The 22815-nt window shown below is 68.5% G+C and carries 18 protein-coding genes, 1 other RNA gene, 1 pseudogene and 1 riboswitch; of the genes and pseudogenes, 17 read left to right on the plus strand and 3 right to left on the minus strand.

The window, feature by feature from the left end:
- Positions 1 to 35: 35 nt before the first annotated feature.
- Positions 36 to 590 carry a hypothetical protein gene (locus tag F8178_RS02130; protein WP_317492873.1) on the minus strand — a complete coding sequence of 185 codons (555 nt, stop codon included), beginning with the start codon at positions 588 to 590 and terminating at the stop codon, positions 36 to 38.
- Positions 591 to 894: 304 nt separating this feature from the next.
- On the opposite strand from F8178_RS02130, the gene F8178_RS02135 reads away from it, so the two are divergent.
- From F8178_RS02135 to F8178_RS02210, 16 genes are all read left to right on the plus strand, one after another.
- Positions 895 to 1437, plus strand: a complete 543-nt coding sequence (locus F8178_RS02135; RefSeq protein WP_317492874.1) for a 2Fe-2S iron-sulfur cluster-binding protein — start codon at positions 895 to 897, stop codon at positions 1435 to 1437.
- A complete protein-coding gene (locus tag F8178_RS02140; RefSeq protein WP_317492875.1) occupies positions 1434 to 3812 on the plus strand; it encodes a xanthine dehydrogenase family protein molybdopterin-binding subunit in 2379 nt (792 codons plus the stop codon). The genes F8178_RS02135 and F8178_RS02140 overlap by 4 nt, the downstream gene beginning before the upstream one ends.
- Positions 3809 to 4663, plus strand: coding sequence for a xanthine dehydrogenase family protein subunit M (locus F8178_RS02145; protein ID WP_317492876.1), 855 nt, complete (start codon positions 3809 to 3811; stop codon positions 4661 to 4663). Before F8178_RS02140 ends, F8178_RS02145 begins: the two co-directional genes overlap by 4 nt.
- A 90-nt stretch (positions 4664 to 4753) precedes the next feature.
- Positions 4754 to 5455, plus strand: a complete 702-nt coding sequence (locus F8178_RS02150; protein WP_317492877.1) for an SRPBCC family protein — start codon at positions 4754 to 4756, stop codon at positions 5453 to 5455.
- 141 nt (positions 5456 to 5596) lie between these two features.
- Positions 5597 to 5692: riboswitch (glycine riboswitch) on the plus strand.
- A gap of 240 nt (positions 5693 to 5932) precedes the next feature.
- On the plus strand, positions 5933 to 7030 hold the full coding sequence (gene gcvT / locus F8178_RS02155; RefSeq protein ID WP_317492878.1) for a glycine cleavage system aminomethyltransferase GcvT: 1098 nt from the start codon (positions 5933 to 5935) through the stop codon (positions 7028 to 7030).
- An 88-nt stretch (positions 7031 to 7118) separates the two neighbouring features.
- Entirely contained in the window at positions 7119 to 8390 is a 1272-nt protein-coding gene (glyA, locus tag F8178_RS02160; RefSeq protein WP_317492879.1) for a serine hydroxymethyltransferase, read from the plus strand.
- A gap of 42 nt (positions 8391 to 8432) precedes the next feature.
- Positions 8433 to 9437 carry a lipoyl synthase gene (gene lipA / locus F8178_RS02165; RefSeq protein WP_317492880.1) on the plus strand — a complete coding sequence of 335 codons (1005 nt, stop codon included), beginning with the start codon at positions 8433 to 8435 and terminating at the stop codon, positions 9435 to 9437.
- 52 nt (positions 9438 to 9489) lie between these two features.
- An RNA gene (gene ffs, locus F8178_RS02170) (signal recognition particle sRNA small type) lies at positions 9490 to 9584 on the plus strand.
- Between the two features lie 57 nt (positions 9585 to 9641).
- A complete protein-coding gene (locus F8178_RS02175; protein ID WP_317492881.1) occupies positions 9642 to 11738 on the plus strand; it encodes a DNA polymerase III subunit gamma and tau in 2097 nt (698 codons plus the stop codon).
- A gap of 98 nt (positions 11739 to 11836) precedes the next feature.
- The gene (locus F8178_RS02180; RefSeq protein WP_317492882.1) at positions 11837 to 12220 is read left to right on the plus strand and encodes a YbaB/EbfC family nucleoid-associated protein; all 384 of its coding nucleotides are present in this window, start codon (positions 11837 to 11839) and stop codon (positions 12218 to 12220) included.
- Between the two features lie 24 nt (positions 12221 to 12244).
- Positions 12245 to 12841, plus strand: coding sequence for a recombination mediator RecR (recR, locus tag F8178_RS02185; protein ID WP_317492883.1), 597 nt, complete (start codon positions 12245 to 12247; stop codon positions 12839 to 12841).
- Positions 12842 to 13072: 231 nt separating this feature from the next.
- The gene (locus tag F8178_RS02190; protein WP_317492884.1) at positions 13073 to 14746 is read left to right on the plus strand and encodes an ABC transporter substrate-binding protein; all 1674 of its coding nucleotides are present in this window, start codon (positions 13073 to 13075) and stop codon (positions 14744 to 14746) included.
- A gap of 81 nt (positions 14747 to 14827) precedes the next feature.
- A complete protein-coding gene (locus F8178_RS02195; protein ID WP_317492885.1) occupies positions 14828 to 15832 on the plus strand; it encodes an ABC transporter permease in 1005 nt (334 codons plus the stop codon).
- Positions 15832 to 16821: an ABC transporter permease gene (locus F8178_RS02200; protein ID WP_317492886.1), complete on the plus strand. Its 990-nt coding sequence runs from the start codon at positions 15832 to 15834 to the stop codon at positions 16819 to 16821. The genes F8178_RS02195 and F8178_RS02200 overlap by 1 nt, the downstream gene beginning before the upstream one ends.
- Before the next feature lie 4 nt (positions 16822 to 16825).
- Positions 16826 to 17854, plus strand: a complete 1029-nt coding sequence (locus F8178_RS02205; RefSeq protein WP_317492887.1) for an ABC transporter ATP-binding protein — start codon at positions 16826 to 16828, stop codon at positions 17852 to 17854.
- Positions 17851 to 18894, plus strand: a complete 1044-nt coding sequence (locus F8178_RS02210) for an ABC transporter ATP-binding protein (protein ID WP_317492888.1) — start codon at positions 17851 to 17853, stop codon at positions 18892 to 18894. The genes F8178_RS02205 and F8178_RS02210 overlap by 4 nt, the downstream gene beginning before the upstream one ends.
- Before the next feature lie 130 nt (positions 18895 to 19024).
- Here F8178_RS02210 and F8178_RS02215 read toward each other — a convergent pair.
- Positions 19025 to 19768: pseudogene (locus tag F8178_RS02215) on the minus strand (EamA family transporter); the annotation flags it as partial.
- 114 nt (positions 19769 to 19882) lie between these two features.
- On the opposite strand from F8178_RS02215, the gene F8178_RS02220 reads away from it, so the two are divergent.
- A complete protein-coding gene (locus F8178_RS02220; RefSeq protein WP_317492889.1) occupies positions 19883 to 20815 on the plus strand; it encodes a LysR family transcriptional regulator in 933 nt (310 codons plus the stop codon).
- A 148-nt stretch (positions 20816 to 20963) separates the two neighbouring features.
- Here the strand turns inward: F8178_RS02220 and leuA are convergent, their stop codons facing one another.
- Positions 20964 to 22751, minus strand: a complete 1788-nt coding sequence (gene leuA / locus F8178_RS02225) for a 2-isopropylmalate synthase (protein WP_317492890.1) — start codon at positions 22749 to 22751, stop codon at positions 20964 to 20966.
- Positions 22752 to 22815: the final 64 nt, after the last annotated feature.

The following is a 22815-nucleotide window of genomic DNA, read 5'->3' on the forward strand; positions in this document are numbered from 1 at the left end:
CTGTGTTCGGTTCCGTTGTCCCGTTCCTCCCGGTTTCAGCTGTACCGGAAGTAATCGTTGGCGTCGGTCCGGTACATGAACACGATCGCCACGATGGTCACCGCGAGCTGGGCGAGCGACATGACACCGATCAGCGATCCGAGGAACCCGATCGCGAAATAAACCTGCAGCGTGATCAACCCGAACAGCCCGAACAGCAGCCCGAGGCCGCCAAGCACGGTGAGCACGATGCGAGCCCAGTTCGCGCCACCGCGCATCAGGTAGGCGAACACCGCGAAGATCGCCGCGAGTACCAGGGTCAGGATCAGGCCGGCCGTCTCGCCAGCCCCGGCGGCGCCTTCCATGGCGAATCCCTCCGGCGCCCCCAGCTCGTCCATCAGGTCCTCGCTCACCAAGGGGGTCAGCAGCGTCTGGACGACCACCAGTGCCACGCCAACCAGCCACGCCGTGAACGCGGTGTCCACCGATTTCGGGCGCGGCAGAGCCTGGTACTCGCCGGGGTTGGCCTGCGGTGCAGGCGGCAGGTCGGGCCGTTGGTGCTGCTGGTTCCAGGGGTCCTGTGGATCCTGCGGGTCTCGCGGAGTGGTCATACCGCGCAATCTAGTCCACACTCCGGTGGCCGCGCAGTCGTTTCGCGAGATCCGTCGTCCCAGGGTGACGGTCCGGAGCCGACCGGTAACGGGGCGAGCCAGGCATCCCGGGGTGGTCGGGTGGCGCGGCCGGGATCTTGATTAGTCCCGAACGGTTAATCGTGCCAGTAGGTCTTGTACGCGGCTCTCGGAGGGAGGACCCTCGTAGTGTGATGGCGGCCACGATCTGGGTGGCCTGCTGATTCCGACCCGACGAGCTCGATCCGGCCCGCCGGGCGTTGCCGAGTGAAGGAGTTGGAGGCCCATGCGCATCACCGTCACCGTTGATGGAACCCAGTACACGGACGAGGTCGAGCCGCGGGTGTTGCTCGTCCAGTACCTGCGTGAGCGGCTCGGCAAGGTCGGCACCGTCGTCGGTTGCGACACCAGCAACTGCGGTGCGTGCACCGTCCACATGGATGGGCACAGTGTGAAGTCCTGCTCGGTGCTCGCCGTTCAGGCGGACGGCAGCGAGATCACCACGATCGAGGGGCTTGCCCGTGATGGCCGGATGCATCCCGTGCAGGAAGCATTCCACGACAACCACGCTCTGCAATGCGGTTTCTGTACTCCGGGGATGATCATGCAGTCGATCGACCTGCTCGCCGAGAACGGCGACCCGGACGAGGAGACCGTGCGCGAGGGCCTGGAAGGCAACCTCTGCCGCTGCACCGGATACCAGAACATCGTGCGCGCGGTGCGCGACGCGGCGCACCGGATGCGGCCCGGCGCGGGCCCCGAGGCCGAGCGGGTGGCCGACGAGACCGCGATGACCAGCGAGACACGGGCGGAGGTACGGCACTCATGACCGCGACCGCCGACTCTCGAATGGGAGGTGAGGTCGGGCAAGCGCGGCTCCGTAAGGAGGACGCGCGGTTGATCACCGGGCGTACCCGGTGGACCGACAACATCACCCTCCCCGGAATGATGCACATGGCGATCCTGCGTAGCCCGATGGCGCACGCACGGATCGCGCGGATCGACGCCAGCGCGGCGCGGGAGATGTCCGGGGTCGAAGCCGTGGTCACCGGCGCCGACCTCGCCGACGAGCAGGGCAGCCTGCCGTGCGCGTGGCCGATCACCGAGGACATGAAGGCGCCGAACGCGCCGTCGATGGCTGTCGACGGGGTGAACTTCGCCGGTGAAGCGGTGGCCGCCGTCGTGGCACGGTCGGCGGCCGAGGCCTACGACGCGCTCGAAGCGATCGAGGTCGACTACGAGGATCTTCCTGTGGTGCTTGACATGGAGCAGGCGCTGGCCGACGGGGCTGACCTGGTGCACCCGGACCTGGGCAGCAATGCCAGTGCCACCTGGGAGTTCGACTCGGCTGCCGCCGGAACCGGCGGCAGCGCGGACGAGGCGATCTCCGGCGCCGAGGTGGTCGTGGAACGGACGTTCCGCCAGCAGCGGCTCATCCCGGCTTTCATGGAGCCGCGCTCGGTGGTCGTCGACCCCACCGGGGAGCAGACCACGATGTGGTCGGCCACTCAGGTGCCGCACATCCTGCGCGTGATGCTCGCGATGACCACCGGAGTTCCCGAGCACAAGGTCCGGGTCATCGCCCCCGATGTCGGCGGCGGCTTCGGCGGCAAGCTCCAGGTCACGCCCGAGGAAGTGATGACGTTCCTGATCGCGCGCAAGCTGGGTAGGCCGGTGAAGTACACCGAATCGCGTTCGGAGTCGCTGACCTCGGCGCATCACGGCCGTGACCAGATCCAGCACCTCACCATCGCGGCGCGGCGGGACGGCACGGTCACCGGTCTGAAGGTGAAGCTGTACGCCGATATGGGCGCGTACCTTCGGCTGGTCACGCCCGGCGTGCCGATCCTCGGCGCGTTCATGTTCAACGCCATCTACAAGATCCCGGCGTACCACTTCTCCTGCACCAACGTGTTCACCAACAAGACACCGACCGACGCCTACCGCGGCGCGGGCAGGCCGGAGGCCACGTTCGCGATCGAGCGGATGATGGACGAGCTGGCCGCCGAGCTGGGCATGGATCCGATGGCGGTGCGGGAGCGCAACTGGATCGCCCACGACGAGTTCCCGTACACCACGGTATCCACGCTTACCTACGACTCGGGCAACTACGAGGCGGCCACCGAGCGCGCCAAGGAGCTGTTCGGCTACGACGCGCTGCGGGCCGAGCAGGCCGAGCGGCGGCGGCGTGGTGACGCGGTGCAGCTCGGCATCGGTATCTCCACTTACACCGAGATGTGCGGGCTCGCGCCCTCCCGGGTGCTCGGCTCGCTGTCCTACGGCGCGGGCGGCTGGGAGCACGGCGCGATCCGGATGCTGCCCACCGGCAAGGTCGAGGTGATCACCGGCAGCTCCCCGCATGGTCAGGGGCACGAGACGGCGTGGAGCCAGATCGTCGCCGATCGGCTCGGGGTGCCGTTCGAGCACATCGAGATCCTGCACGGGGACACCCAGTCCTCGCCGAAAGGTATGGACACGTACGGTTCGCGGTCGTTGACCGTGGGTGCCATGGCTGTGCTGCAGGCGGCGGACAAGGTGATCGCCAAGGCACGCAAGGTCGCCGCGCACATGATGGAATGTGCCGAGGACGACGTGGAGTTCGCCGACGGTCGGTTCACCGTGCGGGGCACCGGCACCGCCACCACCATCCAGGAAGTGGCGCAGGCGGTGTTCGCCGCGCACGACCTGCCCGAGGGAGTGGAGCCGTCGCTGGACTCGGAGGCGACGTTCGACCCGGAGAACTTCTCCTTCCCACACGGCACCCACCTGTGCGCGGCCGAAGTGGACACCGAGACCGGCCGGGTACGGCTGCGCTCGTACGTCTGTGTCGACGACGTGGGCAACGTGGTCAACCCGATGATCGTGGAGGGGCAGGTTCAGGGCGGCCTGGCGCAGGGTATCGCCCAGGCACTGTTCGAGGAAGCCACCTACGACGAGTCGGGAACGCTGGCCAGCGGGACGCTGGCGGATTACCTGGTGCCGTCGGCGGCCGACCTGCCGTCGTTTATCACCGACCGCACCGAGACACCGGCAACGACCAACCCGCTCGGCGTCAAGGGGGTCGGTGAGGCGGGCACCATCGCCTCCACCCCGGCCGTTGTGAACGCCATTGTGGACGCAGTGCGACACAGGGGTGTTACCGACATCCAGATGCCGTGCACCCCGATGCGGGTATGGCAGGCCATCCACGGAGGTGAGCGATGATCCCGGCAGCGTTCGACTACGAGGCGCCGACCACGGTCGACGAGGCAGTGCGGATCCTGGCCGAATCCGACGACGAAGTCTCCATCCTGGCTGGCGGGCACAGCCTGCTTCCGGTGCTGCGGATGCGCCTGGCAGCGCCTGCCAAGCTGGTCGATCTGGGCAGGATCAGCGAGCTGCGTGGTGTCCGCGAAGACGGTGGCATGCTCGTCATCGGGGCGATGACCACCCACTACGAGGTGCAACGTGATCCGCTGATCGGCGAGCACGCCAAGCTGCTCGTGATGGCCACTGACACGGTGGCCGACCCGCAGGTGCGGCATCGCGGCACCTTCGGCGGGTCGCTGGCGCACGCGGACCCGGCAGGTGACCTGGCCGCACCGGTGCTGGCGCTGGACGCTGAGATGGTCGTCGCTGGGCCGCGGGGCAGGCGGACGATTCCGGCCGCGGAGTTCTTCGTGGACTACTTCACCACGGCGATGGCCGCCGACGAACTGCTGTGCGAGGTTCGGGTACCGAAGTACACCGGTTGGCACGCCCACTACGAGAAGTTCAACCGCGTCGCTCAGGCGTGGTCGATCGTGGGGGTGGCCGCCGCGGTGCGTACCGAGGGCCACATGATCGCCGAAGCCCGCGTGGGGCTGACGAACATGTCCTCGGTTCCGGTGCGGGCACGCGCTGTCGAGCAGGCACTCGTCGGGCGGGAGGCCACTCCGGAGGCGATCAGGGACGCCGCCGAGCACGCGGTGGAAGGCACCAGCCCTACGGCGGATGCCAATGCCGATGTCGCCTACCGCAGGCACCTCGCCAAGGTGCTCACCTCCCGCGCGATCAGCGCGGCGGCAGGTAGCTGACTCGAGGGGAGCTGAACGTGACGTCCGTGCCGTCTAGAGCGCTGAATGTCACGTTCAGCTCCCCCACCCACGCAGGAAGGAGGGCCGCCTGTGCGGCTTGACCACGAGTTCACCGTGCCCGCGCCGGTCGACGAGGTTTGGCAGGCGCTGCTCGATCCAGAGCGGGTGGCACCGTGCATGCCGGGGGCCACGCTCACCGGCGTCGACGGTGACGAGTTCAGCGCGACCATGAAGGTCAAGCTGGGACCGGTCTCGCTGCAGTACAAGGGCACGGGTGCGTTCACGGACAAAGACGAGGCAGCACGGCGGCTCGTGATCAAAGCCTCCGGCAAGGACACCCGTGGCGCGGGCACCGCCTCGGCCGAGGTCGCCGTGACCCTCACCGAGGGCAGTGACGTTGACGGCGAGACCAGGGGCACCGTCGCCACCGATCTGACCGTCACCGGCAGGCCCGCCCAGTTCGGCCGCGGCATGATCTCCGAGGTCGGCGGCAGGTTGCTCGGTGACTTCGCGGACTGCCTCGGGCAACGCCTCGGCGGCGCCTCCGAGGGACCCGGCACCGCGACCGGCTCACACGGCGGCGCCGCGGGCGCTGTCGGCAGTGGCGCCGCCGGCGCGTCCCATGCCGCTGGGCAGGCGGGCGGCGGGCAGGACGAGACCGAGCCGATCAACCTGCTGGAGGTCGCCGGCACCCCGGTGCTCAAGCGTGCGCTGCCGGCGCTGGCCGTCCTCGTGGTGGCTGCCGCGGTGGGGCTGGCGGTCGCCTGGATCGTGCGTTCCCGGCGCGAGTGACACGCGCCACGCAGGGGTGGCACGCTCGCGTGACGTGCGCGGCCGGGTGTGTCCCAACCAACGAATGGCGGGATCGCGGTGGACTGCGTTGTGGTGAGCGCGTAAGTTAGTGATCGACCACAACTGGATACCAGGGCCGTACGAGCCGGAGCGGGAGAGTTCTCGCCGATCAGGCGGGGCGCCGAAGGAGCAAGTTTCCCCACCAAACTCTCAGGCACCCGATACCGCTTCGGGCCAGGCCACTCTGGAAAGCAGGCGCGTCGCGCGCCTCACCCACGGTGCAAGCCTCGACGGCGTGATCCGTACCGGCCATGCCGGGTAGCGGCGCCGCAGGTGAAGCTCTCAGGTTCATGACAGAGGGGGAGTTCCGCACAGCACGGACTGAAGGGAGCTCCCTATGCGCATTCTCGGAAACCGTCTCAGCTTGGTCCGCGACCTGGCTCATCGTTTGTCATCGCCCCGTTGAGGAGGTCTGGCGTGGCTACCCCTTCCCCCTTGCACGAGGTGCACAGCGAGCTGGGTGCGTCGTTCACCGATTTCGCTGGCTGGACCATGCCCGTGCGCTACAGCAGTGAGCTCGCCGAGCATCACGCCGTGCGGCAGGCCGCTGGCTTGTTCGACCTGTCGCACATGGCCGAGATCGAGGTCCGCGGGCCGCAGGCGGCGGACATGCTGGACTACGCGTTCGTCGGTAACCTGGCGAACGTGAAGGTCGGGCGCGCCCGCTACAGCATGCTGTGCAACACGGCAGGCGGGGTGCTCGACGACCTCGTTACCTACCGGCTGGCCGACGACCGCTACCTCGTCGTGGCCAACGCCGCCAACGCCGAGGTGGTCACCACGGCGCTGACCGAGCGAGCCGCCTCGTTCGACGTGGCGGTCGCGGGACGCTCCACCGAGTACGCGCTGCTCGCGGTCCAAGGTCCCGCCGCCGCCGAGATCGTTCGCGCGGTCAGCGACGCCGACCTGGATTCGCTGCGGTACTACGCGAGCATGGACGCCACGGTCGCCGGCACCGATCTCCTGCTCGCCCGCACCGGCTACACCGGCGAGGACGGCTTCGAGCTGTACTGCGCGCCTGGCGAGGCGCCCGCGCTGTGGCGTGCGTTGACCGACGCCGGGCAGCAGCACGGCCTACTCCCGGCCGGGCTGGCCTGCCGGGACACGCTGCGCCTCGAGGCGGGCATGCCGCTGTACGGCAACGAGCTCTCGGAGTACATCACCCCCTTCGACGCTGGTCTCGGCCGGTTGGTGAAGTTCGACAAACCCAGCGATTTCGTGGGCCGCGACGCGCTGGCCGCGCGCGCCGAGGCCGAGGCACGGCAGGTTCTTGTCGGGTTGACCGGCACCGGCAAGCGCGCGCCGCGCTCGGGCTACGCCGTGGTCGAGCCGTCCGGCGGGGCCTCGATCGGGGAAGTGACCAGCGGGGCGCTGTCGCCCACCCTCGGCTACCCCATCGCCATGGCTTACGTCCCTACCGAGTACAGCGAGTCGGGAACCGAGCTGGCGGTCGATATCAGAGGCAAGAGTGCGCCTGTGGAGGTTGTCACACTGCCCTTCTACCGTCGATCGTGAGCGCAGGAGGCCGCAGGCGCACGCAGGCCAAAGGGCTGCAGAACCGTCAACAACCGCAGAACCGATCGAGGAGTAGAGGTCGACAAGCATGAACTCGTTTGATGCACAGCTGGCCACCGTGGACCCGGAGGTCGCCGCGGCGATCGATGCCGAGCTGACCCGCCAGCAGACCACGCTGGAGATGATCGCCTCGGAGAACTTCGCGCCGGTCGGGGTGCTCGAGGCCCAGGGTTCGGTGCTGACCAACAAGTACGCGGAGGGCTACCCCGGCAGGCGGTACTACGGGGGTTGCGAACACGTCGACGTCGTGGAGCAGCTGGCAATCGATCGGGTGAAGGAGCTGTTCGGCGCGGAGCACGCCAACGTGCAGCCGCACTCGGGTGCGCAGGCCAACGCCGCCGCCATGGCCGCGGTACTGGATCCGGGTGACACGATCATGGGCCTCGACCTGGCGCACGGTGGTCACCTCACGCACGGCATGAAAATCAACTTCTCCGGCAGGCTCTACAACGTGGTGGCCTACCAGGTGGAGAAGGAGACCGGTCGCATCGACATGGATGAGGTCGCGCGGCTGGCCAGGGAACACCGCCCGAAGATGATCATCGCGGGCTGGTCGGCCTACCCGCGCCAGCTGGACTTCGCCGAGTTCCGCCGGATCGCCGATGAGATCGATGCCTACCTGCTTGTCGACATGGCACACTTCGCCGGTCTGGTGGCCGCTGGACTGCACCCCAACCCGGTGCCGCACGCCCACCTGGTGACCACCACGACTCACAAGACGCTCGGCGGCCCGCGAGGCGGCGTCATCCTTTCCGTGCAGGACCTGGCCAAGAAGATCAATTCCACGGTGTTCCCGGGCCAGCAGGGTGGACCGCTGGAGCACGTCATCGCGGCGAAGGCGGTCGGCTTCAAGATCGCCGCCAGCGAGGAGTTCCGGGAGCGCCAGCAGCGGGTCCTCGACGGCGCGCGTATCCTCGCCGAGCGGCTGTCGGCCAAGGACTGCGCCGAGGCGGGCGTCAAGGTGCTCTCCGGCGGTACCGACGTCCACCTCGTGCTCGTCGACCTGGTGGCCTCCGAGCTGGACGGCAAGAACGCCGAGGACCGGCTGCACTCGATCGGGATCACCGTCAACCGCAACGCGGTGCCGTTCGACCCGCGTCCGCCGATGGTCACCTCCGGGCTGCGGATCGGCACCCCCGCCCTGGCGGCCCGGGGCTTCGGTGAGGAAGACTTCACCGAGGTGTCCGACATCATCGCCACGGCTTTGCACCGTGACTTCGACGACGCGATCCGACAGTCGCTTGCCGAGCGGGTCGAGCTGCTGGCCAAGAAGCACCCGCTGTACCCGGACCTGAGGTAGATCCCTGGCAGGTCCCCGCTATGTCCCTGGAGGTTGTCAACCGTGAGTGTCGCGCCTGAGGGCCGGAAGATGCTGCGTCTCGAGGTCCGCAACGCCCAGACGCCGATCGAGCGGAAACCCTCGTGGATCAAGACCAGGGCGCGCATGGGCCCGGAGTACCAGGAACTCAAGGGGCTGGTGCGGCGTGAGGGCCTGAATACGGTGTGCGAGGAGGCAGGCTGTCCCAACATCTACGAGTGTTGGGAAGACAGGGAGGCCACCTTCCTCATCGGCGGGGACCAGTGCACCCGGCGGTGCGATTTCTGCCAGATCGACACTGGCAAGCCCGCCGAGCTGGACACCACGGAGCCACGCCGCGTCGCCGAGAGCGTGCAGGCCATGGGGCTGCGCTACTCCACGGTGACCGGCGTCGCCCGGGACGATCTGGCCGACGGTGGGGCGTGGCTGTACGCCGAGACGGTTCGACAGATCCACGAACTCAACCCGGGCACCGGGGTGGAGCTGCTGATCCCGGACTTCAACGCCAATCCGGAGCAGCTCGCGGAGGTGTTCTCCGCGGAGCCGGAGGTGCTGGCGCACAACACCGAGACGGTGCCACGGATCTTCCGGTCGATCCGGCCGGGTTTCCGGTACGACCGGTCGCTGTCGGTACTGACCGCCGCCCGCGAGGCGGGTCTGGTGACCAAGTCGAACCTGATCCTCGGTATGGGCGAGACGCCGGACGAGGTGGAGCCCGCGCTGCGGGACCTGTACGAGGCGGGCTGCGAGATCGTTACGATCACCCAGTACCTACGCCCCTCGGCGCGGCACCATCCGGTGGACCGGTGGGTCAAGCCCGAGGAGTTCGTCGAGCACACCGAGGCCGCGGAGCGGATCGGCTTCGCGGGCGTCATGGCAGGTCCGTTGGTGCGCTCGTCCTACCGCGCGGGCAAGCTCTACGCCCAGACCAAGCACCACCGGGGCGAGCCGCTGCCGGAGAACCTGCGGCACCTGGCCTCGGCCGGTCCCGCCGCGCAGGAAGCCCGCAGCCTGCTCGGCCAGTCGTAGGTGGGCCTCGGCCCCGCCGGGCGGCGGGGTAGTCGGTGCGTTTAGACTGGAAAGTGGGCCCCGCGCGGCGTCCATCCTGTGAACCTCCCCAGGGCCGGAAGGCAGCAAGGATAAGCAGGCTCTGACGGGTGCGCGGGGTCCTCCTTATGCTGTCTTCCACCCCGCCGCGGTATCCGGCGGCACGCGAGCCGGTATCTTGGCGGCGTGGCTCTCGCGCTATACCGCAAGTACCGCCCGGCGACTTTCGGGGAGGTCGTCGGACAGGATCACGTGACGGTCCCGCTGCGGGCGGCGCTCGCCGCGGGGCGGATCAATCACGCGTATCTGTTCTCCGGGCCCCGTGGTTGCGGCAAGACATCGTCGGCGCGCATCATGGCGCGCTCGCTGAACTGCGCCAACGGGCCGACCGACGAACCCTGTGGTGAGTGTGATTCCTGTGTGAACCTGGCCCCTGAGGGGGCGGGCAGCGTCGACGTGATCGAGCTGGACGCCGCCAGCCACGGTGGTGTGGACGACGCGCGGGAGTTGCGTGACCGCGCTTTCTACGCGCCCGCCGAGTCACGGTACCGGGTGTTCGTGATCGATGAGGCGCACATGGTCACCCCGCAGGGCTTCAACGCCCTGCTCAAGATCGTGGAGGAGCCGCCGGAGCACCTGATCTTCATCTTCGCCACGACCGAACCTGACAAGGTGCTGACCACCATCCGGTCGCGGACCCACCACTACCCGTTCCGACTGGTGCCGCCCGGCGCGATGCGCGAGCTGCTCGAACGCAATGTGGCCGAGGAGGGCGCCACCGTCGAGCCCGCGGTGTACCCGCTGGTGGTCCGTGCGGGCGGTGGATCGGCACGTGACGCGCAGTCGGTGATGGACCAGCTGCTCGCCGGGGCGGGCCCGGATGGGGTGACCTACGAGCGAGCCGTCGCGCTGCTGGGGTTCACCGACGCCTCGCTGCTCGACGAGATGATCGATGGTCTGGCTTCCGGGGACGCCTCCGCCGTGTTCGGTACCGTCGAGCGGCTCACCGAGGCTGGGCACGACCCGAGGAGGTTCGCGACCGACCTGCTGCTGCGGTTGCGCGATCTGGTGCTGCTGCGGTCGGTGCCCGATGCCGGTGAGCAGGGACTGGTCGCGGCTCCCGAGGAGGAGCTGACCAGAATGGCCGCACAGGCCGAGCGCATCGGCCCAGCCACCCTCACCCGGTACGCCGAGACCATCCACAATGGCCTTCGCGAGATGCGCGGCGCGACCGCTCCGCGGCTGCTGCTCGAGTTGCTCTGCGCGCGCATGATGCTGCCAGCCGCGGCGTCCGACGAGGAGGGCGCCGTGCTGCAGCGGCTGGAGCGGCTGGAACGCCGTATCGCCGCCGGGACGAGCACGGCCCCGGCCGAGCAAACCCCGCCTGAGCAAGCCTCACGCTGGCAGCCCCCGCACGGGCGGGAAGAGGCGGATGTGCAGGCCGAAAGGACCGTGCGGGCCGAGCCCTCCCTGCAGCGGTCCGCGGCGGAACAGGAGCAGCCACCCGCGCCGGAACCGGAACCGGCACAGCCCGCCGAGGAGCCGGAACGGCCTGCCTGGGAGGGCGAGCAGGCTGCCCCTGCGCCCTCGGGTCAGGGCAACGCCCCTGGCAGCATCGATGCGGCAGCGCTGCGCGGTATCTGGTCGCAGCTGCTGGCCGCGGTGCGCGCCAGCAGCAGGAGCACCGAGGCGATGTTGACCAACGCCACGGTGCACAGCGTCGACGGGAGCTCGGTCGTGCTCTCGCACACGGCCGAACCCCTGGCGCGCCGGTTGTCCGAGCCGCGCAACGCCGAAGCCATCGCTGAGGCGCTGCACCAGGTGCTCGGTGGCCAGTGGCAGGTCAGCTGCGTACACGCCGGATCGGCACCGCAGGGTGGTGGGAAGCAGCGAACGTCGGCGCAGCCACGGCCCGCGCAGCAGCCCAGCCGGTCCCAGGGACCGCAGCCCGACAAGGCACCCCAGCCGGGGGCGGGCAGCGAGCGAGGCCACGCTCCGGATGCGGGCGATCCCGGGCAGTCGGAGGCACCACCTTCCGGTAATCCAGGACACCCCCCGAGGCAGGTCGCCGAAGCGGCTGGTGATCACATGCCGGTGGCCGAGGACGACATCCCCCCGCCCCCGGAACCACCCGAGGAGGTCGACCCTGGGCAGGCAGACGGTGGCGAACCAGGTGGCCCAGGCGGCCCAGCCGGGACCGGTGGTGCCGCCGGTGCCGCCGGTGCCGCCGCGTCGGCGCACCGGCTGCTGTCCGAGCACCTCGGGGCTCGGCCGCTGGAGTAGTCGGGGCGGCTCCGCTCGGGAACCGGCCGTTAGGCTGGACGCAGGGCAGACGGACGTGCGAGCAAGCGAGACAACGGCGACAGAATCGAGGCGTCATCATGGTGCAGCCAGGCGGTGGAATGCCGGACATGCAGCAGATCCTGCAGCAGGCACAGCAGATGCAGGAGCAGCTGCAGCACGCGCAGGCCGAGCTCGCGGAGACCGAGGTGACCGGTTCATCGGGTGGCGGCATGGTGCAGGCCGTGGTCACCGGCGGGCTGGAGCTCAAGAGCCTGACCATCGATCCGAGCGTGGTTGACCCGAACGACACCGAGACCCTCGCCGACCTGGTCGTCGCCGCGGTGCGGGACGGCATGTCGGCCGCGCAGAAGGTTACCGAGGAGAAGCTGGGGCCGCTGGCCGGTGGCCTCGGTGGCGGCATGGATCTGGGCGGTCTCGCCGGGCCGGGTGGCGATCCCGGCCTTCCTGGTTCGTCCAGGTAATCCGCCGGTAGAGCGGAGCGGACAGTGTACGAGGGCGTCGTCCAGGACCTGATCGACGAGCTGGGCAGGCTGCCCGGGGTCGGGCCGAAGAGCGCGCAGCGAATCGCGTTCCACCTGCTCAGCTCGGATCCGGCCGACATCACCCGGCTCGCCGACGTGCTTGGCAAGGTCGCCAAGGGCGTGCAGTTCTGCGAGACCTGCGGCAATGTCGCCGAACGTGAGCAGTGCCGGATCTGCCGCGACGAGCGCAGGGAAGTCGGCGTCATCTGCGTGGTAGAGGAACCCAAGGACGTGCTCGCGGTGGAGCGCACCAGGGAGTTCAAGGGCCGCTACCACGTGCTCGGCGGTGCGCTGGATCCGCTCTCCGGTGTCGGGCCTGATCAGCTCCGCATGCGGGAACTCCTGGCGCGGATCTCCTCGGACGAGGTGACCGAGGTCATCATCGCCACCGACCCCAATACCGAGGGGGAGGCCACCGCGACGTACCTCGTGCGGGTTCTGCGCGATTTCCCCGGGCTGCGGGTCACCCGCCTGGCCTCCGGGCTGCCGATGGGCGGGGACCTGGAGTTCGCCGACGAGCTCACGCTCGGTCGCGCGTTGTCGGGCCGCCGCACGCTGTAGCGCGTTGCGGGCGGTGGCCTGCCTGCTTCCCAGTTACGAGTATCCAGGATTCCCGCGCGCAACCCGACTATGGTATGCCCATTCCGGACAGCGGCACGGTTGTGCCACTCCGTAGCCGGATCGTGACCTCAAGTGGTTAACTGAACGAACGGTTAGCGCTAGTGTCTGCGCCGATGAATACGTTCCCCGCGCCCGATCGGCACGGGAACTCGACGTACAAGGGGTGCAGACATGCTCCACACGCGGGCAACGTGGCTGGGCCGTACGGCCCTGATCGGGCTGGTCGGTGCGCTGGCCGCTTCGCTGGCCGGTTGCGAATCCGAGCGTGATGCCGCCGGGGGCGACCGGGGTGAGACCGAGCCGTTCGTGTTCGGCGTGCCGACCGACGCCCGGACCCTCGATCCGATCTTCACCACCGACGGTGAGACCTTCCGAGTGACCCGGCAGATCTACGACACGCTGCTGGACCACGAACCCGGCGGTAAGGAGATCGTTGGCGGGCTGGCCGAGGACTGGGAGTCCTCAGACGATGGTCTGGAGTGGACCTTCCACCTCAGGGAAGGGGTGACCTTCCACGACGGGGAGGAGCTCGACGGCGAGGCCGTCTGCGCCAACTTCGATCGGTGGCACAACTTCTCCGGCGCATACCAGGACACCAACTTCACGTATTACTGGCAGAACATGTTCGGCGGCTTCGCCGAGAACGAGGAAGGCGTGGAGACCGGGGAGAAGTACCGGTCGTGCAGCGCCGACGGGTTGACCGTGACGATCGAGGTCGCCGAGCCCTCGGCGAACTATCCTGGCGCGTTCAGCATGGCCACCTTCGGCATCGTCAGCCCTGCCAGCCTGGAGGAGATCAGCGACGACGAGATCACCAGCGCAGACTCCCCCTTCCCCGACTACACGCAGGGTCCCGGCGTGTTGGCCGGAACCGGCCCGTTCGCCATCGGCGATTGGGACCACGGCGCGCAGGAGCTCACCCTCGAGCGATTCGACGACTACTGGGGCGAGCCCGCCCAGGTCAGCACGCTGATCTTCAAGACGATCTCGGAGGAAACGGCACGACGCCAGGCGCTGGAGGCCGGCGACATCGACGGCTACGACCTCGCCGCCCCGGGAGACGTCACGCCGCTGGAAGACAACGGGTTCCAGGTTCCGACACGCGACGTGTTCAACATCCTGTACCTCGCGTTCCAGCAGGAAACCACGTCCGAGTTCGCCGACATCGAGGTGCGGCAGGCGCTGGCGCACGCCGTCGACCGGCAGCGGATCGTGGACACCATCCTCCCAGAGGGTGGCGAGGTGGCCACGCAGTTCATGCCGCCAACGGTCGACGGGTGGTCGGAAGACGTCACCACCTACGACTACGACCCCGAGCTCGCCGAGCAGATGCTCGCCGATGCCGGAGTGGACGGGTTGACGGTCGACTTCTGCTACGTCACCGACACCTCCCGTCCGTACATGCCCGCGGTGCGCGACATCTTCGAGATCATCGAAGGCGACCTGGAGTCGGTGGGGTTGTCCATCGATCCGGTGCCGATGGAATGGGACCAGTACATCCCGGCGACCAACAGCGGCCAGTGCAGTCTGTACCTGCTCGGCTGGACCGGCGACTTCAACGAGGGCTACAACTTCCTCGGCACCTGGTTCGACCGGCCGAGCGACGAGTGGGGATTCCACAACGAGGAGATCTTCGATCTGCTCGGCGAGATCGACCGCACTCCTGACCCCGATGACCGGGTCGGCCTGCTGGCCGAAGCCAACGAGCTGATCATGGACTTCCTGCCGGGCCTGCCGATCTCCAGCTCACCGCCGTCCATCGCGTTCGCGCCCGACGTCGAGCCGATGGACGTGTCCCCGCTGACGCAGGAGAGGTTCGAGGACGTCGGTTTCGTCGAGGAGTAACCCCCTCCCTGCCGGGGTGCGCCGCGGCCAACGAGGCGGCGCGCCCCGACAGGGCACGCGTGGAAAGGCACGAGAACCAACGTGCTCCGCTACACCATCAAGCGACTGGCCCAGCTGGTTCCCGCGCTGTTCGGGCTATCCATACTGCTGTTCTTCTGGCTGCGGTTACTGCCCGGCGGCCCGGAGAACACGCTGCTGCCGGACGACGCCACCGCCGAGCAGCGGGAGGCACTGCGGGAATCGCTCGGGCTGAACGAGCCGATCATCGTCCAGTACGGGCTGTTCCTGCAGCGGCTCGCCCAGTTCGACTTCGGCAACTCGCTGCAGACCGGCAGGCCCGTGATGCAGGAATTCACCACGCGATTCCCGGCAACGGCCGAGCTTGCGCTCACCGCGATGCTGATCGCGGTATGCGTCGGTATCCCGCTCGGCTACTTCGCCGCCCGCAGGCGGGGGAGCCTGCTCGATTCCGGTGCGGTCGCCGGGTCGCTGCTCGGCATCTGCATCCCGGTGTTCTTCCTCGCCGCGATGCTCAAGGTCGTTTTCGCCGAGAAGCTCGGCCTGCTGCCGTCGGCGTTTCGCATGAGCCCCGGGCTGCACTACACCGAGGTCACCGGGTTCCGCGTGCTGGACAGCGTGCTCACCGGGGAGTTCGATGTCACCGTCAACGCGATCAGCCACCTGGTGCTGCCCGGCTTGGCGCTGTCGTCCATCCCGCTGGCCGTTATCACGCGCATGACCAGGGCGAGCGTGCTCGAGGTACTCAGCCAGGATTACGTGCGCACCGCCGAGTCGAAAGGGCTGCGGCCCCATGTGGTGCGTGGGCGGCACGTGCTGCGCAACGCCATGCTCCCGGTGATCACCGCGATCGGGTTGCTGGTCGGTAGCCTGCTCGCCGGGGCGGTGCTGACCGAGAGCGTGTTCGCCTTCGGCGGCATCGGATCGTTCATCTACGAATCCACCCAGCAGCGGGACTACCCGGCGATCCTCGGCTTCTTGATGCTTATCGCGGTGATCTACGTCGTGGTCAATCTGCTGGTCGATCTGTCCTACACGCTGTTCGACCCGAGGGTGCGGGTGCGCTGATGGTGACGGAGATCAACGGGAAACCGGGCGGCACGGTAGGCAAGGCCGACAAGGTCGACCGGCTCGCGGAGCTGTCCGCCCGGCACGACAGCGATGCCGAGGGCGGGAGCCTGCTCCGAGAGGCGTTCGGCAGGCTGCGTCGCAGCCCGATGGCGATCACCGGCGCGGCCATCATCGGTACGTTCGTCATCGTCGCGCTGCTGGCTCCGTTCGTGGTGCCGTACGACCCGGCGGCGCAGCTCTGGGGCAGGGAGGTACAACCGAACCACAACGTCTTCGTCGGGCCAAGGGCCGAGAACTGGTTCGGCCTCGACCACCTCGGCAGGGATCAGTTCTCCAGGATGCTCGTCGGCGCTCAGAACTCGCTGTTGGTCGGGGTGATAGCCACACTGCTCGGTTTCAGCGCGGGGGCGCTGCTCGGCGGGCTGGCCGGGGCCGCGGTTGGCCTCGGTGGTGCCTGGGGACGGCGCCTGGACACCGTCATCATGCGCTTCGTCGACATGATGCTGGCGATCCCCTCGCTGCTGATCGCGGTGAGCATCGCCGCGATCCTCGGGCCGAGCCTGACCACGGTGATGGTGGCGGTCGGAGTGGCACAGATACCGATTTTCGCCAGGTTGCTGCGTGGCTCCATGCTGGCGCAGTCCCATGCGGACTACGTGCTTGCCGCCACAGCGCTCGGCGTGCGCAGGCGCCGGATCGTGCTGGGGCACGTACTGCCGAACTCGCTCGGCCCGGTCATCGTGCAGGCCACGCTCACACTGGCCACGGCCATCATCGAAGCCGCGGCGCTATCCTACCTCGGGTTCGGTAACCCGGACCCGGCCACACCGGACTGGGGGGCGATGCTCGCCGACGCCCAGCGATTCCTGGTCGGCGCGCCCAGTCTGGCGGTCTACCCGGCCGTGGCCATCATCATCACTGCCCTCGGCTTCACCCTGCTCGGTGAAGCGATGCGGGAGTCACTGGACCCGAAGTTGCGGAAGTGATCACATGCCGTTGCTCGCCGTGGACAACCTCTCGGTCACCTTTACCGCGCAGGGCAAGCGCCCGGTGCGCGCGGTGGACGGCGTGTCGTTCTCGCTGGCCGAAGGCAGCGTCGCGGGCCTGGTCGGTGAATCGGGCTGCGGCAAGAGCGTGAGCTCGCTAGCGCTGCTCGGGTTGCTGCCGCGCCGCGGCGTGCGGGTCGGCGGCACAGCCACATTCGACGGCACCGACCTGTTGCGGCTGCCGCCCAAGCGTATGCGTGAGATACGGGGCAGTGAGCTCGCTATGATCTTCCAGGACCCGCTGTCCTCCCTCAACCCGGTGGTGCCGATCGGTAGGCAGATCACCGAGACGCTGGCGCGTCACCGCCGAATGCGGGGCTCGGCGGCCCGGAAGCGGGCGGCCGAGCTGCTGGAGCGGGTGGGGATTCCCGACCCCGCGGCACGCCTGCGTGACTACCCCCATCAACTCTCGGGCGGGATGCGGCAGCGCGCGCTGATCGCCATGGCCGTGGCGTGCGCACCGCGCTTGCTGATCGCCGACGAGCCAACCACGGCGCTGGATGTGACCATCCAGGCGCAGATCCTCGACCTGCTCGGTGAGCTGGTCCGGTCCGAGGGCACCGCGCTGCTGCTGATCACCCACGATCTGGGGGTGGTCGCTGGCCTCTGTGACACCGTCACCGTGCTGTACGCGGGCAGGGTGATCGAATCGGCCCCGCGTCACGAGCTGTTCGCCGCGCCGCGCCACCCTTACACGGTGGGGTTGCTGGACTCGGTGCCCCGGCTCGATGCCGAACAGGGTCAGCCGCTGCGCCCGGTTCGGGGCTCGGTGACCGACGCCATCGACTGGTCCGACGGGTGCGCGTTCGCGCCGCGCTGCGACCACTACACCATGGCGTGCCTGACGGGCGCGCCCGAACTCACCAGTGTGGGCGGTGATCGCGACGGCCACCACCACCGGTGCGTGCACCCCATCCACCCCACGCCGGAGCCGAGCGCGGCGCGGGCGGCAGGCGAAGGGAGCGTGCGGTGAGCTTGCTGGAGCTGCACGACGTCTCGGTCGGGTTCCCGATCCGCAGCGGCGTGATCATCGAGCGCACGGTCGGTACCGTGCGGGCGGTCGACGGGGTCTCGCTGTCGGTGGAGCGTGGCACCACCTACGGTCTCGTCGGCGAGTCGGGGTGCGGCAAGACCACCCTCGGCAGGGCGGTGTTGCGGCTCGTGGACGTCACCTCGGGCCGGGTCACCTTCGACGGCACCGACCTGGATGGGTTGTCCACCGAGCGGATGCGCAGGCTGCGGCGTCGTATGCAGATGGTTTTCCAGGACCCGCTCGGTAGCCTCGACCCGCGGCAGAACGTCGAATCCCTGCTGACCGAAGGCCTCGAGGTGCACGGGATCGGCACCGACAGGGCTCAGCGGCGCGCCGTGATCACCGAGACGCTGGAGCGGGTGGGGCTGTCGGCCAGGGCGCTGTCCCGGTACCCGCACGAGTTCTCCGGTGGGCAACGCCAGCGCATCGGCATCGCGCGGGCGCTCGTGCTGGAGCCGGACCTGATCATCTGCGATGAGCCGGTGTCCGCGCTGGATGTCTCGGTGCAGGCGCAGGTGCTGAACCTGCTCGCCGAACTGCAGTCCGACTTCGGGCTGACCTACCTGGTCATCGCGCACGACCTCGCGGTGGTGCGGCACGTCTCGGACGTGATCGGGGTGATGTACCTCGGTGGGCTCGTCGAGGAGGCCGGCTCGAACGAGCTGTACACCGAGCCGCTTCACCCGTACACCCGCTCGCTGCTGTCCGCCGTCCCGGTGCCGGATCCACAGGTGGAGGACAGCAGGGAGCAGATCCTGCTCAGCGGTGACCTCCCCTCTCCAGCCGACCCGCCGAGCGGGTGCCGATTCCACACCCGGTGCCCGTGGCGGCAGCCGGTGCGCTGCGACACGGAGCGTCCACCGCTTCGGGAGATCGCGCCAGGGCACCGCGTCGCCTGCCACTATGCCGAAGAAATCCGGGCAGGTACCGTGCAACCCCGGTACGGTGACCGGGTACCGGCTCCGGGCGACACCCCGTGATCCCACCGGCCGAAGCGGTGACATCGGCCCCGCAGGCGGCGCTACCCGATGATGGCCGCGCGGTGGAGCCGAGCAGCACACCACCGAGAACGACCGCGGCCGCGAGCAGTTCGACTGCCGTTGGCCGCTCGCCGAGCAGGACGAACGCGGCCGTCATACCGACGACCGGCACGAGCATGGCGAACGGGGCGACGGTTCCCGCCGGGTTGCGCCCCATGAGCACCGCCCACAGTGCCGCGGCCGCCACGCTGCCGAACAGCGAGACGTAGGCCAGCGCAGCCAGCGACGGCCAGGCTTGTGCGGAGTGGACGGTCGAAACGGCTTGCCACACGGCGGCCGGTCCCTCGACCACAAGGGACAGGACGAGCAGCGGCAGCGGTGGCACAACCGCCATCCACACCGTGAACCGCAGCGGTGACTCCGCCCTCGCCTTGCGCACGCAGAGGTTGCCGAAAGCCCAGCTCAGCGCGCCGAGCAAGGTCAGGATCATCGGCAGCAACGCGGCGTGCTCGGCTCGTTGCCACGCGATCACCGCCATGCCGCCGGTGGCGAGCACGATGCCGATGATCGAGGTGAGACCGAGCCGTTCGGCGAGCAGCAACGCCCCGAGTATCACGGTGAACGGTGCCGAGGCCTGCAGCACGAGCGAGGCGAGCCCAGCGGGCATCCCGACGTTCATGCCGATGAACAGGAACGCGAACTGCAGTGTTCCGGTGCCGAGGCCGTAACCGATGAGCCAGCGCAGCGGTACTTGTGGCCGGGGTACGAACAGCAGCACGGGGATGGCGATCAGCACGAAGCGCAGCGCCGCGGCCAGCAACGGTGGGAAGTGTTCGAGGGAGAGGTCGATGGCGACGAAGTTCATTCCCCACATCAGGGCGATGACGATGGCGATGAGTCGATCTCGTGAGGTCACGCTCCCGAGACTGGTCGGGAATAATGTGAAGTACAAGCGAAAATATATGGATATATTGTGTAGTATTACTGTATGGACATTGCGCGGCTGCGTATCCTGCGGGAGTTCGCCGATCGTGGCAGCGTCGCCGCGGTAGCCAAGGCCGTGCACTGCACGCCGTCCGCGGTCTCCCAGCAGCTGCGTGCATTGCAGGCCGAGGCCGGGGTGGCGTTGACGGAGCCCGCGGGTCGCGGGATGCGGCTAACCGACGCGGGCCGCGCGCTGGTGGCGCGCGCCGACGAGGTGCTGGCCGCCGTGCATCGCGCGGAATCGGAGCTGGACAACTACCGCAACACCCCGCGCGGCACGGTTCGGGTGGCGATGTTCCCCTCGGCCGCGCTGATGCTGCTGCCCGGCTTCCTCCACCGGGTGACACGGCAGGGAGAATTGGAAGTCGAGGCCAGGGATGTGGACATGACCCCGCCCGAGGTTCCCGGCTTGCTCGCCGACTTCGACGTAGTGCTCACCCACCGGGATGAGCACGCCGAACCACTGGACTCCCCCTCGGGAGCGGCTGGTGCAGGCGCGAGCAGGCTGCGCGTGGTGCACCTGCTGCGCGAGCCGTTCGACATCGCGCTGCCAGCGGGACACCGGCTAACGGGGCGGGACAGGCTGGAACCGGCCGAGCTGGCACACGAGCGGTGGATCAGTGTGGACCTGGGATTTCCCGCCGATGACGTGCTTCGCTCGCTCGCGATGCGCACCGGGGTGAACCCCACCGTGGTGCAGCGGATCAACGACTTCCGCGTCATCGAGGCACTCGTCGCGGACGGGCACGGGGTGGCGCTGCTTCCCCGATACACGATGGACACGCGCGGTGGCAGGTTGGTCCGCCGCCCGCTGGCAGGCATCCGCGCCGCCCGGCACGTGGAGGCGGTGCTGCGAACGCACCACCCCAGCAGGCCAGCCGTGGCCGCCGTGCTGGAAATGCTGCGCGACGAGGCCTCCGCGGTAGCCGGCCAGTAGCCCGTCGTGTCCGTCTCCCCGGCACCCTGTGTCCGGCGCTACGACACCCCGAGTTGGGCGCCCGAGCACCCAATATGGGTTGTCACAGCACCCACAATAAGGTGCTGGTGCGCCGGACACGGGGTGTCTGCGAGCCCGACACGGCGGGTTACCGGTAGGCGCGGTTGATGGCGGAGAGCACCGCGCGCAGCGACGCCGTGACGATCGACGGGTCGATACCCACGCCCCAGTAGACCTGGTCGCCGATGGCGCACTCGATGTACGAAGCGGCCTGTGCGTCGTCACCGGCGGTCATGGCGTGCTCGCTGTAGTCGAGCAACCGGATGTCGAAACCGATGGTGGCCAGGGCGTCGAAGAACGACGCGATCGGGCCGTTGCCGGAGCCGGAGATCTCCTGCTCGTCCCCGTCGACCCGTACGGTCACCGTGATCGAGTAGTGCCCGCCGCCGTTGTCGACCACGTGGGAACGCACCAGCTCCAGCGGGCTCGTTGAGGTGAGGTACTCCACGGAGAAGGCCTGCCACATGGTCTCCGGGTCGATCTCGCCACCCTGGGTGTCTGTGTACTTCTGCACCACCTGCGAGAACTCCACCTGCAGCCGACGCGGCAGGTCGAGCTGGTGCTCGGTGCGCATCACGTAGGCGACGCCGCCCTTGCCGGATTGTGAATTGACCCGGATCACGGCCTCGTAGCTGCGGCCGACGTCCTTCGGGTCGATCGGCAGGTACGGGACCTCCCACGGGTACTCGTCGACCGGCACGCCTGCCTTGTCCGCGGCCGATTCCAGGGCGTCGAAGCCCTTGTTGATCGCGTCCTGGTGGCTGCCGGAGAACGCGGTGAACACCAGGTCGCCGCCCCACGGGGTGCGCTCGGGCACCGGGAGCTGGTTGCAGTACTCCACGGTGCGCTTGATCTCGTCGATGTCGGAGAAATCGATCTGCGGGTCGATGCCCTGGCTGAACAGGTTCATCCCCAGCGCCACCAGGTCGACGTTGCCGGTGCGCTCGCCGTTACCGAACAGGCAGCCCTCGATCCGGTCGGCTCCGGCCTGGTAACCGAGCTCGGCGGCCGCGATGCCGGTACCCCGGTCGTTGTGCGGGTGCAGCGACAGGATGATCGATTCCCTGCGGTCCAGGTTGCGCCCCATCCACTCGATCGAATCCGCGTAGACGTTGGGGGTGGCCATTTCCACGGTGGCGGGCAGGTTCAGGATCACCGGGTACTCGGGGGTGGGCTCGAGGATCTCGGTGACCGCGTTGCAGACCTCTGCGGCGTAGGAGAGCTCGGTGCCGGTGTAGGACTCCGGGGAGTACTGGAACCGGAAGTGTGTGTCGGTGTACTTGCCAGCCAGTTCCTTGGCGATCTCGGCGCCCTGGGTAGCGATCTTCTTGATGCCCTCACGTTCTTCGCGGAACACCACACGCCGTTGCAGGATCGAGGTCGAGTTGTAGAAGTGCACGATCGCCTTCTTGGCGCCTTCCAGCGCGGCGAAGGTGCGTTCGATCAGGTCCTGCCTGCACTGGGTCAGCACCTGGATGTGCACGTCGTCCGGGACCGCGTCGTCTTCGATGATCTCGCGGACGAAGTCGAAGTCGGTCTGGCTGGCCGCGGGGAAGCCGACCTCGATCTCCTTGTACCCCATCCCAACCAGCAGCTCGAAGAACTTGCGCTTGCGCGCGGGTGACATGGGGTCGATCAGGGCCTGGTTACCGTCCCGCAGGTCGACGGCGCACCACAGCGGTGCGCGGGAGATCCGCACATCCGGCCAGGTGCGGTCGGGTAACGAGATGTCCTCGACCAGCTCGTACCAGGGCCGGTAGCGGTGGTACGGCATCGAGCTACCCAGCTGGGCGTTCCATACCGGCTGGTCAGCGGGAGCGGGTTTGGACGGCTTGCGCGGGCTTTGGCCGACCCCCGGTCGCGGTGAAGTGGTCATCGGTGAGGTCTCCTGCTTTCTTCAGTCGGGAGCGTCCTGGTTCCGACCGGCGCCACGACGAAAC

The sequence above is a fragment of the Haloechinothrix sp. LS1_15 genome, assembly GCF_033042135.1.
Taxonomy (GTDB): Bacteria; Actinomycetota; Actinomycetes; order Mycobacteriales; family Pseudonocardiaceae; genus Haloechinothrix.